The organism is Pseudomonas wuhanensis, assembly GCF_030687395.1.
Lineage (GTDB): Bacteria > Pseudomonadota > Gammaproteobacteria > Pseudomonadales > Pseudomonadaceae > Aquipseudomonas > Aquipseudomonas wuhanensis.
This window is the reverse complement of record NZ_CP117430.1, coordinates 5,662,687-5,678,125: the sequence shown is the minus strand read 5'-3', so window position 1 is coordinate 5,678,125 and position 15,439 is coordinate 5,662,687. Positions and strand designations below refer to the sequence as shown.

13 protein-coding genes are annotated in these 15,439 nt (G+C 59.1%); 2 read left to right on the top strand and 11 right to left on the bottom strand.

Features of this window, described 5'->3' with window-relative positions; all coding sequences use genetic code 11:
- Nucleotides 1-385 precede the first annotated feature (385 nt).
- Genes PSH88_RS26300 through PSH88_RS26285 form a run of 4 tightly spaced genes read right to left on the bottom strand, consistent with a single transcriptional unit; the run spans nucleotide 386 to nucleotide 3,836 of the window.
- Nucleotides 386-1,543, bottom strand: coding sequence for an osmoprotectant ABC transporter ATP-binding protein OsmV (locus PSH88_RS26300; RefSeq protein ID WP_305423584.1), 1,158 nt, complete (start codon nucleotides 1,541-1,543; stop codon nucleotides 386-388).
- Nucleotides 1,540-2,193, bottom strand: coding sequence for an ABC transporter permease (locus PSH88_RS26295; RefSeq protein WP_007900392.1), 654 nt, complete (start codon nucleotides 2,191-2,193; stop codon nucleotides 1,540-1,542). Before PSH88_RS26295 ends, PSH88_RS26300 begins: the two co-directional genes overlap by 4 nt.
- A gap of 12 nt (nucleotides 2,194-2,205) precedes the next feature.
- A complete protein-coding gene (locus PSH88_RS26290) occupies nucleotides 2,206-3,099 on the bottom strand; it encodes a glycine betaine ABC transporter substrate-binding protein (RefSeq protein WP_305423582.1) in 894 nt (297 codons plus the stop codon).
- A 20-nt stretch (nucleotides 3,100-3,119) separates the two neighbouring features.
- Nucleotides 3,120-3,836 carry an ABC transporter permease gene (locus PSH88_RS26285; RefSeq protein WP_192417399.1) on the bottom strand — a complete coding sequence of 239 codons (717 nt, stop codon included), beginning with the start codon at nucleotides 3,834-3,836 and terminating at the stop codon, nucleotides 3,120-3,122.
- A 328-nt stretch (nucleotides 3,837-4,164) separates the two neighbouring features.
- On the opposite strand from PSH88_RS26285, the gene PSH88_RS26280 reads away from it, so the two are divergent.
- The gene (locus tag PSH88_RS26280; protein ID WP_123498922.1) at nucleotides 4,165-5,748 is read left to right on the top strand and encodes a peptide chain release factor 3; all 1,584 of its coding nucleotides are present in this window, start codon (nucleotides 4,165-4,167) and stop codon (nucleotides 5,746-5,748) included.
- Nucleotides 5,749-6,070: 322 nt separating this feature from the next.
- Nucleotides 6,071-6,286 carry a hypothetical protein gene (locus PSH88_RS26275; protein WP_305423579.1) on the top strand — a complete coding sequence of 72 codons (216 nt, stop codon included), beginning with the start codon at nucleotides 6,071-6,073 and terminating at the stop codon, nucleotides 6,284-6,286.
- Between the two features lie 105 nt (nucleotides 6,287-6,391).
- Here the strand turns inward: PSH88_RS26275 and PSH88_RS26270 are convergent, their stop codons facing one another.
- The 7 genes from PSH88_RS26270 to PSH88_RS26240 all read right to left on the bottom strand — a co-directional run bounded on the left by PSH88_RS26270 (nucleotide 6,392) and on the right by PSH88_RS26240 (nucleotide 15,220).
- Complete coding sequence (locus PSH88_RS26270) at nucleotides 6,392-7,372, bottom strand: peptide ABC transporter ATP-binding protein (protein WP_192346289.1); 981 nt, start codon at nucleotides 7,370-7,372, stop codon at nucleotides 6,392-6,394.
- Nucleotides 7,372-8,340 carry an ABC transporter ATP-binding protein gene (locus tag PSH88_RS26265; protein ID WP_305423576.1) on the bottom strand — a complete coding sequence of 323 codons (969 nt, stop codon included), beginning with the start codon at nucleotides 8,338-8,340 and terminating at the stop codon, nucleotides 7,372-7,374. Before PSH88_RS26265 ends, PSH88_RS26270 begins: the two co-directional genes overlap by 1 nt.
- Nucleotides 8,341-8,350: 10 nt before the next feature.
- Nucleotides 8,351-9,262, bottom strand: coding sequence for an ABC transporter permease subunit (locus PSH88_RS26260; protein ID WP_052965615.1), 912 nt, complete (start codon nucleotides 9,260-9,262; stop codon nucleotides 8,351-8,353).
- Between the two features lie 10 nt (nucleotides 9,263-9,272).
- Entirely contained in the window at nucleotides 9,273-10,283 is a 1,011-nt protein-coding gene (locus tag PSH88_RS26255) for an ABC transporter permease subunit (RefSeq protein ID WP_305423572.1), read from the bottom strand.
- A 73-nt stretch (nucleotides 10,284-10,356) separates the two neighbouring features.
- Complete coding sequence (locus PSH88_RS26250) at nucleotides 10,357-11,952, bottom strand: ABC transporter substrate-binding protein (RefSeq protein ID WP_305423571.1); 1,596 nt, start codon at nucleotides 11,950-11,952, stop codon at nucleotides 10,357-10,359.
- Between the two features lie 74 nt (nucleotides 11,953-12,026).
- Nucleotides 12,027-13,448: an OprD family porin gene (locus tag PSH88_RS26245; protein WP_305423570.1), complete on the bottom strand. Its 1,422-nt coding sequence runs from the start codon at nucleotides 13,446-13,448 to the stop codon at nucleotides 12,027-12,029.
- Between the two features lie 170 nt (nucleotides 13,449-13,618).
- On the bottom strand, nucleotides 13,619-15,220 hold the full coding sequence (locus PSH88_RS26240; RefSeq protein WP_305423569.1) for an ABC transporter substrate-binding protein: 1,602 nt from the start codon (nucleotides 15,218-15,220) through the stop codon (nucleotides 13,619-13,621).
- Between the last annotated feature and the right edge of the window lie 219 nt (nucleotides 15,221-15,439).

The window sequence follows — 15,439 nt, the reverse complement described above, 5'->3', positions numbered from 1 at the left end:
TCCCAAGGCATGTCGCCGAAAGCAAAAAGGCCATGGGAGGCGGTGCTTTCCCTTGGCCTTGCTGTCTCGTCGTCAGTACTTGAGCCGGATGGATCGTTTCCAGCATGGACGTTCGGCGCGAACTTTAGGGCGTGAGGAGCTTGAGATCAACAAAAAATGTCGCGTTTTTGCACGCTTCCGTCGTGCGGTGCCGGACAGGTACTGATGTAACCGACCTGCATGACAGTGTGATGTTCCCGTAGAAGGGATATTTGAGGTGTTTCAGGGGGATTTGTGGTGCCCCCAATCGCGGGCAAGCCCGCTCCCACAGTGGTTTCTGTCGTACACAAAATCTCGTGTACACCAAGAACCCTGTGGGAGCGAGGCTTGCCCGCGATGGCGTCCGTCAGGCCAACGCAGTTTCCGCTGGCGAAACAATACTGGTCTTGCCCCCACGGGACTTACCGGAGCTCAAATATTCGGCTATCGATTCCTGGGTCACCTCACCCAGGAACACCCGCTCGGCATCCATCACCGGCAGCCACGAGCGGTTGAACTCGTACATGCGCGACAGCAGGATGCGCAAATGCTCGTCGTACGCCGCGGTGGCGTTGAACTCGCGCAAGTATTGCGTGCAGGTGCCGGTCTGGCGGTGCAGGTCGCGACGGCGCACGTAGCCCAAGGCCTTGTTCTCGGCACAAGTAACCACCACGTAGCGACGGTCCAGTTCGTCCATCAACTCCAGCGCTTCGGCCACCGGGGTTTCCGGGCTCACCGAGGGCGCGTTGTCCGCCGCGTCTTCGGCTTTCACCAGCAGCAGACGCTTGAGGGTGCTGTCCTGGCCGACGAAGTTGCTGACAAAGTCGTCCGCCGGGTGCGCGAGCAGGGTGTCCGGGTGGTCGATCTGCAGCAGTTTGCCAGCGCGGAAAATCGCGATCTTGTCGCCGAGCTTGATCGCCTCGTCAATGTCGTGGCTGACCATGATCACGGTCTTGTTCAGCGCCCGTTGCATCTCGAAGAATTCGTTCTGAATCATCTCACGGTTGATCGGGTCGACCGCGCCGAACGGTTCGTCCATCAACAGCAATGGCGCATCCGCCGCCAGCGCGCGAATCACGCCGATCCGCTGCTGCTGGCCCCCGGACAGTTCACGCGGATAGCGAGTCAGATACTGCTTGGGTTCGAGCTTGATCATGCTCATCAACTCGCGGGCGCGGTCGTGGCATTTCTGTTTGTCCCAGCCGAGCAGGCGCGGAACGATGGTGATGTTTTCCTCGATGGTCATGTTCGGGAACAGGCCGATCTGCTGGATCACATAACCGATGTTGCGACGCAGGGTCACGGCGTCGAGGTCGGTGGTGTCTTCGCCGTTGATCAGGATCTTGCCGGAGGTCGGTTTGATCAGGCGGTTGATCATTTTCAGCGTGGTGCTTTTGCCGCAGCCCGATGGCCCCAGGAACACGCAGATCTCGCCTTCATTGACGGTCAGGCTTACCGAGTCCACGGCTTTCACATCTTTGCCGTTGCTTTGGAAGGTCTTGCTGAGGTTTTGAAGTTCGATCATTTGAGCAGTCCTTTTGGAGTCAGCGTGCGTTGCAGCCATTGCAGGAGCAGATCGGCGAAGATGGCCAGGAGACTGACCAGCACGGCGCCGACGATCAGCATCGACATGTCGCTGCGGCTGATGGAAGCGAGAATGAGTACACCGAGACCACCGGCGCCGATGGTCGCGGCGATGGTCATCACGCCGATGTTCATCACCACGGCGGTGCGCACGCCGGCGAGGATCACCGGCACGGCAATCGGCAGTTCGACCATGCGCAGGCGCTGGCCGAAGGTCATGCCGATGCCGCGCGCCGCTTCGCGAATACCCGGTTCGACGCCGGTCAGCGCCAAATAGGTGTTACGCATGATCGGCAGCAACGAGTACAGAAACACGGCGGTGATCGCCGGCATCGGGCCGAGGCCCTGGCCGAATTTGGAGTAGAACGGCAGCAGCAGGCCGAACAGCGCAATCGATGGCACGGTCAGCAACACCGTAGCGCTGGCTTGCAACGGGCCGGCCAGTGTCGGGAAACGGGTCATCAGGATGCCCAGCGGCACGCCGACCAGAATCGCCAGGGTCACGGCGATGCCGACCAGGGTGATGTGCTGCCAGGTCAGGTGCAAAACCTGCGGCCAATCGAGATGGGAAAAGGCGTTCAAAAATTCCATGGCTTTTCCTCCTCAGTTGATGGGGTGCTGGCGCAGGAAATCTGCAGCAACGGATGAAGGGCTTTCATGATCGACATCGACCCGCGCATTCAGCTGACGCATGGTGGCGTCGTCGAAAAGTTCGGCCAGTGGCTTGAGCTCTTCGGCGAGTTTCGGGTGGGCGTCGAGGTAAACCTGACTCACCACTGGCGCGGCGGTGTAGTCCGGGAAGTAATGTTTGTCGTCTTCCAGCAATTTGAGCTTGAAGGCGTTCAAACGACCGTCGGTGGTGTAGACCAGACCGGCAAACACCTGGCCATTGCGCAGAGCGGTGTAGACCAGCCCGGCATCCATCTGGCGGATGTTGTTGCGGGTCAGGTTCATGCCGTAGAGGTCCACCATGCCATCGAGTCCGTCGGAACGGTTGGCAAACTCGGTGTCCAGCGCGACGAGATGATTAGTCTTCGCCTCAGCCTGCAGCACCGTGTTCAGCTCGCTGATGGTGTTGATCTGCGGGTAAGCCTTTGCGGTGTTTTCCGGCAGGGCCAGGGCGTAGGTGTTGCTGAACTTCGACGGGGTGAGCCAGACCAGGCCCTTTTTCGCGTCGAGTTCTTTCACCCGGGCGTAGGACTGAGCGCTGTCGAGCTTGTCGGTGACATGGTTGTAGGCCACCAGCGACACGCCGGTGTATTCCCACATCAAATCCAGCTGGCCACTTTCGTGGGCGCTGCGGGCCAGGTTGCTACCCAGACCGCCGGTCACTTGGGTGTCGTAACCCTTGGTGCGCAGGTATTGGGAAGTGATTTCCGCCAGCAGGGTTTGTTCGGTGAACACCCGGGCGCCGATGCGGATCACCGGTTTTTCAGCGGCTTGGGCAAATCCTGCGAACAGCAGAACGCAGCCTAGTAAAAAGCTTAATTTCTTCATAAAAATTCCTTTGCCGAGGCTTAAGACGGGCGCAAGCCGCGTTCGAGCCAGAGGCGGCTGGCGAGTGTCACCAGGCCGTCGAGCAGCAAGGCCAACAGGGCGGTGCAGGCCGCGCCGAGCAGCAGTTGCGGCTGATTGTTCAGGGCGATGCCGGGGAAAATCAGGCTGCCCAGGCTGTTGGCGCCAATCAGGAACGCCAGCGGTGCGGTACCGACGTTGATCGCCAGCGCCACGCGCACGCCACCGATGATGATCGGCACGGCGTTCGGTAGTTCGACCCGCCATAGCACCTGAGTCGGTGTCATGCCGATGCCAACGGCCGCTTCCTTGAGTGAACCCTGGACGTTTTTCAGCCCTTCGTAGGTGTTGCGCACAATCGGCAACAGTGAGGCGAGGAACAAGGCGAAGATCGCCGGGCCGCTGCCGATGCCGAGGATCCCCAATGCAATGGCCAGTACGGCAAGAGGCGGCACTGTGTTGCCGATGTTGAAGATCTGCATGAAGCGTTCGGCGCGTCCAACCATGGTCGGGCGGCTGAGGAAGATGCCGGCGGGGATGCCCACTACAAGGGCGGCCAGCATGGAAACGAGGACGAGAATCAGATGAGCTTGCAGGTAAAACAACAAATCGTCGCGGTACTGTTCGATCGTGTTGATGCCAATCCAGTGGACCAGCAGGGCCAGAAGGGCGACGACAACCGCACCTCCTGTCAGCCCTTTGCCATAGCGAATAGCCACAGGCGGACTCCTTTTTTCAGTCGGCGGACACCGCTTCGTGTGGCAATGCCATTCCTGGCTGCCGAAGTCAGTGTTCGCGAAAAGCAGCTCTATCAGTGCCGGTAAAACGGCCTGAAATCGAGCCATAAGCGCAGCCTCGTCAGGCTAACTTGCTGATTTTTCAACCCTGACGAATGGCCGTAACAGGGGAGTGGACGCCTCCACGCTCCGAAAGGTTCCCATCGGAAGCAGCATTTGGCCACTCCTAATGTGCTCAACGGTTCGGTTCTTCGATGAAGTTGGGCTATAATCGCGGCCCTTTTTTGAATCACCTGCCAGGCGATTTCCCATGACCAAACAGGCCGCCGAAGTCGCGAAACGCCGCACTTTCGCCATTATTTCCCACCCCGATGCCGGTAAGACCACCATCACCGAGAAGCTCTTGCTGATGGGCAAGGCGATTGCGATTGCGGGCACGGTGAAATCTCGAAAATCCGACCGCCATGCCACCTCCGACTGGATGGAAATGGAAAAACAACGGGGTATTTCCATTACCACGTCGGTCATGCAGTTCCCGTATCGCGATCACATGATCAACCTGCTCGACACCCCGGGCCACGAAGACTTCTCCGAAGATACCTACCGCACCCTGACAGCGGTGGACTCGGCATTGATGGTCCTCGACGGCGGTAAGGGTGTAGAACCACGGACCATCGCCCTGATGGACGTCTGCCGTTTGCGTGACACGCCGATCGTCAGCTTCATCAACAAACTCGACCGTGACATTCGCGACCCGATCGAACTGCTCGACGAAATCGAAGCGGTCCTGAAGATCAAGGCGGCGCCGATCACCTGGCCGATCGGTTGCTACCGCGACTTCAAGGGCGTTTATCACCTCGCCGACGACTACATCATCGTCTACACCGCCGGCCACGGCCATGAGCGTACCGATGTGAAAATCATCGAGAAGCTCGACTCCGATGAGGCCCGCGCGCACTTGGGCGACGAGTACGATCGCTTCGTTGATCAGCTGGAACTGGTGCAGGGCGCCTGCCACGAATTCAATCAACAGGAATTCCTCGACGGCCAACTGACACCGGTGTTCTTCGGTACCGCTCTGGGCAACTTCGGTGTCGATCACGTGCTCGACGCCGTGGTCAACTGGGCGCCGAAACCGCTGGCCCGTGTCGCCAACGAGCGCACCGTGGAACCAGTGGAAGAGAAGTTCTCAGGCTTCGTGTTCAAGATCCAGGCGAACATGGACCCCAAACACCGCGACCGCATCGCCTTCATGCGTATTTGCTCCGGCAAGTACGAAAAAGGCATGAAAATGCGCCACGTGCGCACCGGCAAAGACGTGCGGATCGGCGATGCGCTGACCTTCTTCTCCTCCGAGCGTGAGCAACTGGAAGAAGCGTTTGCCGGCGACATCATCGGTTTGCATAACCACGGCACCATCCAGATCGGCGACACCTTCACCGAAGGCGAAGTCCTGGGCTTCACCGGTATCCCGCACTTCGCCCCGGAACTGTTCCGTCGCGTGCGTCTGCGTGATCCGCTGAAATCCAAGCAACTGCGGCAGGGCTTGCAGCAACTGGCCGAAGAAGGCGCCACCCAGGTGTTCTTCCCCGAGCGCAGCAACGACATCATCCTCGGCGCCGTCGGTGTGCTGCAGTTCGATGTGGTCGCCAGCCGTTTGAAAGAGGAATACAAGGTCGAGTGCTCGTATGAGCCGATCACCGTTTATTCCGCGCGCTGGATCGATTGCGATGATAAGAAGAAGTTTGAGGAGTTCCGGGTCAAGGCCGTGGAAAACCTCGCTGTCGACGGCGGCGGTCACCTGACCTACCTGGCCCCGACACGGGTCAACCTGGCGCTGATGGAAGAGCGCTGGCCGGATGTGAAATTCCGTGCGACGCGTGAGCATCACTAAGCGCTGAGCCGTAACACCCAAAGCCCCGATGCGTAAGTATCGGGGCTTTTTTATTGACCACTATTTCCCTGTGGGAGCGAGCCTGCTCGCGATAGCGGTCTGGCATTCAGACATGTGTCGACTGGCTGTCCGCCATCGCGAGCAGGGGGCATCATTGTTAGTGGGTTTGGATATAACCCTTATTCGAAACCAATCTCTCCGCCAACGGCATTTTCTGCTACCCGGTAGCGTCCCATCTGGAGAACCCGGTCAATCGGAACTAAATTTCACTCAGTACCTTTCAGGCATCCATGCGTCACCCCCATAAAGGATGGAATCGGCTATGAGTATTTTTCAACGCATTGTGTTGTTGCTTAAGGTGTTGGTGCTGCTGTCCCTCGGCACGTCGGCGGTGGCGTGGGCAGAATGTCAGGACCATGAAAAACAGGCCTTGAACGGGCAAGGCGTGCACAGCGAGCTGATGATCGCTGCGACCGAATCAGACGAAGACGACCCAGACGCCGATGAGGACGAGGAAGAGGAAGAGACGCAAACGTAAATGACAGACCAAAGAAAACCCCTCCTGCCGGACTGATGCGCAGTCTGGCGGAAGGGGTCTGGTCAACTCGGTAAAAGCGCGCCCCGAAATCCGAGGCGCGTTTTTTTATGCCGCGCCGTCGAGGAATTGCTCGGCGTAGTGACAAGCCACCTGGCGGGTGTCGACCAGGCGCAAGAGCGGTTCTTCTGTGGTGCAGCGCTCGGTCGCGTACGGGCATCGCTTGTGGAAGGCGCAGCCGGACGGCGGGTTCAGCGGGTTCGGCAACTCACCGACGATCTTGATTTTCGGCTTGTTCGGGTCCGGGTGAATGGTCGGGGTGGCCGACAACAGCGCCTGGGTGTACGGGTGCAGAGGGCGAGTGTAGATGTCCTCTTTCGGGCCCATTTCCACCGGGCGACCGAGGTACATCACCATCACATGATCGGCGACGTGACGCACCACGGCCAGGTTGTGGGAGATGAACACGTAGGCGGTGTTGAACTCTTGCTGCAAATCCATGAACAGGTTGAGCACCTGCGCCTGAATCGACACGTCCAGCGCCGAGGTCGGTTCGTCCGCGACCAGCACTTTCGGTTGCAGCATCATCGCGCGGGCCAGGGCAATCCGCTGGCGCTGACCGCCGGAGAACATATGCGGATAGCGCTGGTAGTGCTCGGGACGCAAGCCCACCTGCTTCATCATCGCCTGGACTTTCTCGCGACGTTCCGAGGCGCTGAGATTGGTGTTGATCAGCAGCGGCTCAGCCAGTTGATCACCGACTTTCTGCCGTGGGTTCAGCGACGCGTACGGGCTCTGGAACACCATCTGCACGTCTTTGCGCAGTTGCTTGCGTTGGGCCTTGTCGGCGCCGGCGACTTCCTGCCCGGCGATTTTCAAGGAGCCGGAGGACGGCTCTTCGATCAGGGTCAAGGCGCGGGCCAGGGTGGATTTGCCGCAGCCCGATTCGCCCACAACGGCGAGGGTTTTGCCGGCTTCCAGTTCGAACGACACGCCGTTGAGGGCGCGCACGGTCGCATGCCCCTTGAACAGGCCACGGGACACTTCATAGTGGCGGGTCAGGTTGCGGGCGGTAAGTACGACGGCCATTACGCCACCTCCTGATTCAACGGGTAGAAGCAACGGGCGAGGCTGTTGCTTTTCGGGTCAAGGGCCGGACGCTGGGTGCGGCAGTTGTCCTGCACGTAGGGGCAGCGCGGCGACAACAGGCAGCCTTGCGGGCGGTCGTAACGACCGGGAACGATGCCTGGCAGTGTCGACAGGCGCGCGGCACCCAGGCTGTGTTCCGGAATGGCCTTGAGCAGTGCCTCGCTGTACGGGTGCGCCGGAATGTCGAACAGTTGTGGCACCTGACCGACTTCAACCGCTTGGCCGGCATACATCACGCACACGCGCTGGGCGGTTTCGGCGACGACCGCGAGGTCGTGGGTGATCAGCACCAGGCCCATGTCCTGCTCTTTTTGCAGGGCCAGCAGCAGGTCCATGATCTGCGCCTGAATCGTTACGTCCAGCGCGGTGGTCGGTTCGTCGGCGATCAGCAGTTTCGGTTCGCCGGCAATCGCCATGGCGATTGCAACACGCTGGCTCATACCGCCGGAGAGTTGATGCGGGTAGGCGTCCATCCGGCTGGCAGCGCCTGGGATTTCCACTTTTTCCAGCAGCTCGATGGCACGCTTGCGGGCGTCCTTTCTGGACATTTTCAGGTGCAGGCGCAGCACTTCTTCAATCTGGAAACCGACGGTGTAGCTCGGATTCAGCGCGGTCATCGGGTCCTGAAACACCATGGCCAGGTCTTTGCCGACGATTTGCCGACGTTGACGGTTGCTGAGCTTGAGCATGTTCTTGCCGTCGAAATTCAGGGCATCGGCAGTGACGATCCCCGGATGCTCGATCAGGCCCATCAGCGCCATCATGGTCACGGACTTGCCGGAACCCGATTCGCCGACGATGGCCAGTACTTCGCCTTTTTCCACGGTAATGTCGAGACCGTCGACCACCGGAACGGCGTTGGCGTCGCCGAAGCGAACGTTGAGATTCTTGATTTCTAACAGTGACATTTGAATCTCCTCAGGCGGCGTTCTTGAGTTTCGGGTCCAGCGCATCGCGCAGGCCGTCGCCCATCAAGTTGATTGCCAGCACGCTGAGCAAAATGGTCAAACCAGGCAAGCTCACCACCCACCAGGCGCGTTCGATGTAGTCACGAGCCGAAGCCAGCATGGTGCCCCACTCAGGCGTTGGCGGTTGTACGCCAAGGCCGAGGAAGCCCAGTGCCGCGGCATCGAGAATCGCCGAGGAGAAACTCAGGGTGGCCTGAACGATCAGCGGCGCCATGCAGTTGGGCAGCACGGTGACGAACATCAGGCGTGGCAGACCGGCACCGGCCAGGCGCGCGGCGGTCACGTAGTCGCGGTTCAGTTCGCCCATCACCGCAGCGCGGGTCAGACGAACATAGGACGGCAACGAAACCACGGCGATGGCAATAATGGTGTTGATCAGGCCAGGGCCGAGGATGGCGACAATCGCCACGGCCAGCAGCAGGGACGGCAGGGCCAGCATGATGTCCATCAGACGCATGATGGTCGGGCCGAGCACGCGCGGGAAGAACCCGGCGAACAGACCCAAAAGGATGCCCGGAATCAGCGACATCACCACCGACGACAAGCCGATCAGCAGGGACAGGCGCGAACCGTTGATCAGCCGCGACAGCAGGTCGCGACCCAGTTCATCGGTGCCGAGCAGGAACTGGATTTGCCCGCCTTCCAGCCAGGACGGCGGGGTCAGCAGGAAGTCGCGGTACTGCTCGCTTGGGTTATGCGGTGCGACCCATGGGGCGAAGATCGCGCAGAAAATCACCAGCAGCATGAACATCAGGCCGGCGACGGCGCCTTTGTTCCTGGAGAACGCGTGCCAGAATTCTTTATACGGGGACGGATACAGCAGGCTTTGATCGACTGCTACCGGTGTAGTGAGAGTGGTCATGGTCTTGATCTCAGCGCTGATGACGGATGCGTGGGTTGGCAAAGCCGTAGAGGATGTCCACTACGAAGTTGACCAGAATCACCAGGCAGGCGATTAACAGGATGCCGTTCTGCACCACGGGATAGTCCCGTGCGCCAATGGCTTCGATCAGCCATTTGCCGATGCCGGGCCAGGAGAAAATGGTTTCGGTCAGGACCGCACCGGCCAGCAGCGTGCCGACTTGCAGGCCGACCACGGTCAGTACCGGAATCAGTGCGTTACGCAGGCCGTGAACGAACACCACCCGCGATGGCGACAGGCCCTTGGCTTTGGCGGTACGGATGTAGTCTTCACGCAGTACTTCGAGCATCGACGAACGGGTCATTCGCGCGATCACCGCCAGCGGAATGGTGCCGAGCACGATGGCCGGCAGGATCAGGTGATGCAGGGCATCGAAGAACGCCCCGACGTCATCGGCCAGCAGCGTATCGATCAGCATGAAGCCGGTGCGCGGCTCGATGTCGTAGAGCAGGTCGATCCGCCCGGACACCGGCGTCCAGCCCAGGCTCACCGAGAAGAACATGATCAGGATCAGGCCCCACCAGAAGATCGGCATCGAGTATCCCGCCAGGGAGACTCCCATCACCCCGTGGTCGAACAGGGATCCTCGCTTGAGTGCCGCAATCACCCCGGCCAGAAGGCCCAGGATGCCGGCGAACAACAGGGCGGCCATGGACAGTTCCAGGGTCGCGGGGAAGAGAGAGCTGAACTCGGTCCAGACGCTTTCACGGGTACGCAGGGATTCGCCGAGATCGCCGTGGGCCAACTTGCCGATGTAATCCAGGTATTGGGCATACAGGGGTTTGTTCAGACCTAGGCGTTCCATTGCCTGAGCATGCATTTCGGGGTCGACTCTACGTTCGCCCATCATTACTTCCACGGGGTCGCCTGGAATCATGCGAATCAACGCGAAAGTCAGCAAGGTGATGCCGAAGAACGTGGGGATCAGTAACCCCAATCGGCGGGCAATAAAACTAAACATCTTGTGTGGTACCTCATCAGCCGGTTAGGCGTGCCCGGCAGCGCTGGGGTCAGCGATGCCGGGCGTTTCTTATCTACTTCACCTGGGTGGTGGCGAAGTTATTGGTTGTCAGAGGACTCTGGTGGTAACCCTCGACGTTTTTGCGCATTGCCGTGAACATTTTCGGATAGGCCATGGGAATCCATGGCTGGTCCTTGTCGAAAACTTCCTGCGCTTGTTCGTAGAGCGCCGCCCTGGCAGCCGGTTCAGTGCCGCCGCGAGCCTTGTCGATCAAGTCCTGGAATTCCTTGTTGCACCACCGGGCGTAGTTTTCGCCGTTTTTCGCTGCGTCGCAACTCAGGTTCGGCGTAAGAAAGTTGTCCGGGTCGCCGTTATCGCCGGCCCAGCCTGCCGATACCAGGTCGTGTTCGCCATTCTTGGCGCGTTTGAGCATTTCTCCCCATTCCATGACACGGATGTCGAGCTTGATCCCGATCTGCGCCAGATCCGACTGCATCATTTGCGCGCCCAGCAGTGGATTAGGGTTGGTGGGGCCGCCGCCGTTGCGGGTAAACAGCGTCAGCACGGTACCTTCCGGTACACCCGCTTCCTTGAGAAGTTCACGGGCCTTACCAAGGTCTCGCGGTGGGTTTTTCAGTTTGTCGTTGAAGCCTAGCAGGGTCGGAGGATAGGGAACGGTACCAATGACGGCGTTGCCCTTGCCGTACAAACTAGTGACGTAAGTCTGCTTGTCGAATGCAATGTTTATCGCCTTGCGTACGCGTACATCGCTCATGTACTTGCGGCTGGTATTCATCGCGGTGTAGCTGGTGGTCATTGCGGCCAGTTCGTCGACCTTCAGGTTCTGGTCGGCCTTGATGCTAGGGACATCATCGGGTTTGGGATACAGCGCGATCTGGCATTCGTCGGCCTTCAGTTTTTGCAGGCGCACGTTGTTGTCGATGGTGATCGCGAATATGAGCGGATCAGCCGGGGGCTTGCCACCGAAGTAGTCCGGGTTGGCCTTGAAACGGACCTGAGCGTCCTTGGCGTAACGCTGGAAAACGAACGGGCCGGTGCCGATTGGTTTGTTGTTCAGATCGCCGGCCTTGTTGGCCTTGAGCAACTGATCGGCGTACTCGGCAGAGTAGATCGAGGAGAAGGCCATGGCGATGTCGGCCAGGAACGGCGCTTCACGGCGGGTCAGGGTGAATTTGACCGTATTGTCGTCGACCTTCTCGACGCTTTTGAGCAGCTCTTTGAAGCCCATGCTTTCAAAGTACGGGAAGCCCACGCTCGACAGTTTGTGCCATGGGTGTTTCGGGTCCAGCTGACGCTGGAAGCTCCAGACCACGTCGTCGGCGTTCATGTCGCGGGTCGGCTTGAAATAGTCGGTGGTGTGAAACTTGACGCCTTGGCGCAGGTGGAACGTGTAGGTCAGACCGTCGTCGCTGATCTCCCACGACTCGGCCAATGCCGGGATCACTTCAGTGGTGCCTGGCTTGAAGCCCACCAGACGATTGAAAATGGTTTCGGACACCGCATCGCCGGTGACTGCAGTCGTGTACTGGACCATATCGAAGCCTTCCGGGCTGGCTTCGGTACAGACCACCAAGGGTTTGGCCGAGACGCCAACAGCGGCACTCAGCAACGCGGCGGCGATGGCCGCTCGTAGGGGAAGCATTTTCATCTAGAGCCCTCTGCAATCGGTGAACAGAAAAGCCAGGCGGCCGACTCATCATGAGTCAGCCGCAGGCATGCGTTTTACAAAATGTTGAACGGGATGGTGGTCACAAGACGGAACTCGTTGATGTTGCCGTCAGCCTGGTTTTCGCTGGCGCGGTGAGTGGTGTACGTCGCGCGGATGGCGGTGGCCTTGAGTGGGCCGCTCTGCACGGCGTAGGACGCACCGATGCCGTATTCGTAGTGGGTTTCGCCGTCCATCAGGCTCAGGTCGCCGCGCTTGGCGCCCGGATCGGTGTAAGCCGTGCCGCGGTAGTGAGTACCGTCAATGCCCCAGCCGCGTGCCTGGTAGATGTTGAATTTCAGGCCTGGAACGCCGTATTCGGCCATGTTCAGACCGTAGGCAATCTGGAAGGATTTCTCGTTCGGGCCGTTGAAGTCCGACAGCAAGGAGTTGGCCAGGTAGATGCCGTTGGTTTCGTGCAGGTAGTCGAAATAGGTGTCGCCGTTCACTTCCTGGTACGAGAAGGTCAGACTGTGAGCCTGGTGAGCCAGGCCCAGCGACAGCGAGTAGGTGTCGTTGTCGATCTCACCCATCAACTTTTTGCCTTCGTCGACGGTTTTGTAGTAGTTCAGGCCGGTGGTCAGACTCAGCACCTGGCTGTCACCCAGCTCGTGGGTGGCGCCGAAGTAGTACTGGTTCCAGAAGTCTTCGACGTTGGCGCCGTACAGGCTGGTTTTCAGGCTTTTGAACGGCTGGTAGTTCACGCCTGCGGTGTAGACCTTGTCGGTTTCAACGCCGGTGGCGGAGTACTCGCTGCGGAACTTCGACAGACTCTGTTCGGTACGTGGCGAAACGCGGTCGAAACCGGCCAGGTCGAACGACATGTTGTTGAATTCTTCGCTGTGCAGGCTGATACCTTCAAAGCTCGAAGGCAGTGCACGGTTGCCGATGACGTCGACGATCGGCGTGCTGAAGTTCTGACGACCGGCGGTCAAGGTGGTGTTCGATACACGGAACTTGGCGTTGGCCAGACCCAGTTTGCTCCACTGGTCGACGGCATCGCCGTTGGAGTCTGCCAGGGTGCGGTTGGAGCCGCCTGCAATATCCTTGCGATCACGGTCCAGAACGATGGCGTTGTAGAGGGCGACTTCGGTGCTGACGCCAACGGTGCCCTGGGTGAAGCCCGAGGTGTAATTGACGATGGTGCCCTGAACCCAGTTGATACGACGTGGTGTCGGGGTCCTAGGGGCGGTCGGATCGTTCTTCACGCTGTTTTTCTTGTAGCTGAAGGTGTCGTCACGACGTTTCAGTTCGTTGGCATACCAGTTACGCGTTGTGCCGCCCAGGCTTTGTCCATCGATAAAGCCTTTGGCCTCGCTTTGGGCGCTACTGCCGGCCAATGTGGTAGGGACAAACTCCTGACTTGCAGGTTCTGCGTATGCCGTGGCGGTGATGCTGCTGATGGCCAAGGCCAATAACGCGGTGCTGCTCAGTTTCATGGGTGAAGCTCCTTATTTACTTTTTTAATCCCGGTCTTTTTTGGTGATCCGGTTATTTGGTTTTGAACTCATACAGACTTCGCAAACGTTTGCTGTAGGCCGGATTGACGAATTACGGCAACACGCTTGCGCGAGGGCGAAATTCGCCCCCAGCGTTTCTGATTACACGGTTATTGGTCCAGGCTGACGCCCGAGAACACATTACGACCGAAAGGACTCACCTTGAATCCTTCGACTTTGGCGCTCAACGGCTGATTGACCGTCGAGTGGGCGACCGGCGTGATCGGCACCTGCTGCTTGAGGTACTGCTGCGCCTGTTTGTAGAGCACGGTGCGCTGGTCACGGTCTGTGACGACCTTGGCTTGCTTGATCAGCTTGTCGTAAGCCGGATCACACCACATGGAGTAGTTGTTGCCGCCAATGGCATCGCAGCTGTAAAGCGTGCCGAGCCAGTTGTCCGGATCGCCATTGTCACCGGTCCAGCCGATCAGGCTGATATCGTGCTCGCCGTTCTTGGTGCGCTTGATGTACTCGCCCCATTCGTAGCTGACGATCTTGACCTTGAGGCCGATCTTCGCCCAATCCGCCTGGAGCATTTCGGCCATCAACTTGGCGTTGGGGTTGTACGGACGCTGAACCGGCATGGCCCAGAGGGTGATTTCGGTGCCTTCCTTGACGCCGGCAGCCTTGAGCAGCTCCTTGGCTTTTTCCGGGTTGTAGGCGGCGTCTTTAACTGTTTCGTCGTAGGACCATTGGGTCGGTGGCATGGCGTTGACCGCCAGTTGGCCAGCGCCTTGATAGACGGCGTTGAGAATGCCTTGCTTGTTCACCGCCATGTCCAGCGCCTGGCGCACTTCGAGCTGATCGAACGGTTTGTGCCGCACGTTATAGGCGATGTAACCAAGGTTGAAGCCGGGCTTCTCGATCAGTTGCAGTTTCGGATCGTTTTTCAGCGCGGTTACGTCGGCCGGGCGCGGGTGCAGGGTGATCTGGCATTCGTTGGCCTTGAGTTTCTGCACGCGCACCGAGGCGTCGGTGTTGATGGCGAAAATCAGGTTGTCGAGCTTGACCCGGCTCGGGTCCCAGTACTGCTTGTTGCCGCTGTAACGGATGTTGGAATCTTTCTGGTAGCTCTTGAACACGAACGGGCCAGTGCCGATCGGCTTCTGGTTGATGTCGCTCGGCTTGCCGGAGGCCAGCAACTGGTCGGCGTATTCGGCGGAAAGGATCGCGGCGAAGCTCATGGCGATGTTCTGGATGAATGCGGCGTCGACGCTGTTGAGCGTCATCACCACGGTGAGCGGCCCGGTCTTCTCGACCTTGGCGATGTTCTTGTTCAGGCTCATCCCGTTGAAATACGGGAACTCGGTTGGGTAAGCCTTTCGGAAGGGTTGCTGCGGATCAAGCATGCGATTGAACGTGAACAGCACGTCATCGGCGTTGAAATCGCGGGTCGGTGTGAAGTACTTGGTGGTGTGAAATTTCACCCCTTCGCGCAGGTGAAAGGTGTACTTGAGGCCGTCCTCGGAAATATCCCAGCTCGTTGCCAAGCCCGGTACAACGTTGGTGGCGCCTTTTTCAAACTCTGCCAATCGGTTGTACAGCGGCTCGGCGGCGTCGTTATCGGTCGCCGTGGTGTATTGCGCGGTGTCGAAGCCCGCCGGGCTGCCTTCGGAGCAGAACACCAGGCTGTTATTGGCGGCCTGGCTAATGGAAGTGACGGCCAGCAGGCCGGTGCCCAGCAATGCGGATAAAACCAAGGTATGGCGCATGACGCTCCCTCTTTTTAGTGTTGTGCAATGAGCCGTTATCCCGTCCGGGGACGTGGGGCTTCATTGATCTCAAACCATTGCATGCAGCAAACCGAGAACCCACGCATGAACTGGTCAGATCCCGACGGTATGAGCCGTGGGTCTGGCAGTAAATGTGTAGAGTCTGAAAGACTCGTAGGAAAAGGCGACGCGTCCTAAATCTCTGCTGTGGTACGCAGT

What these genes read in the sequence shown, in the direction of transcription:
- PSH88_RS26290 (WP_305423582.1), bottom strand. Translation starts at nt 3,099, where the DNA reads ATGAAGAAATTAAGCTTTTTACTAGGCTGCGTTCTGCTGTTCGCAGGA.
- PSH88_RS26295 (WP_007900392.1), bottom strand. Translation starts at nt 2,193, where the DNA reads ATGGAATTTTTGAACGCCTTTTCCCATCTCGATTGGCCGCAGGTTTTG.
- PSH88_RS26240 (WP_305423569.1), bottom strand. Translation starts at nt 15,220, where the DNA reads ATGCGCCATACCTTGGTTTTATCCGCATTGCTGGGCACCGGCCTGCTG.
- PSH88_RS26300 (WP_305423584.1), bottom strand. Translation starts at nt 1,543, where the DNA reads ATGATCGAACTTCAAAACCTCAGCAAGACCTTCCAAAGCAACGGCAAA.
- PSH88_RS26280 (WP_123498922.1), top strand. Translation starts at nt 4,165, where the DNA reads ATGACCAAACAGGCCGCCGAAGTCGCGAAACGCCGCACTTTCGCCATT.
- PSH88_RS26245 (WP_305423570.1), bottom strand. Translation starts at nt 13,448, where the DNA reads ATGAAACTGAGCAGCACCGCGTTATTGGCCTTGGCCATCAGCAGCATC.
- PSH88_RS26255 (WP_305423572.1), bottom strand. Translation starts at nt 10,283, where the DNA reads ATGTTTAGTTTTATTGCCCGCCGATTGGGGTTACTGATCCCCACGTTC.
- PSH88_RS26275 (WP_305423579.1), top strand. Translation starts at nt 6,071, where the DNA reads ATGAGTATTTTTCAACGCATTGTGTTGTTGCTTAAGGTGTTGGTGCTG.
- PSH88_RS26260 (WP_052965615.1), bottom strand. Translation starts at nt 9,262, where the DNA reads ATGACCACTCTCACTACACCGGTAGCAGTCGATCAAAGCCTGCTGTAT.
- PSH88_RS26265 (WP_305423576.1), bottom strand. Translation starts at nt 8,340, where the DNA reads ATGTCACTGTTAGAAATCAAGAATCTCAACGTTCGCTTCGGCGACGCC.
- PSH88_RS26270 (WP_192346289.1), bottom strand. Translation starts at nt 7,372, where the DNA reads ATGGCCGTCGTACTTACCGCCCGCAACCTGACCCGCCACTATGAAGTG.
- PSH88_RS26250 (WP_305423571.1), bottom strand. Translation starts at nt 11,952, where the DNA reads ATGAAAATGCTTCCCCTACGAGCGGCCATCGCCGCCGCGTTGCTGAGT.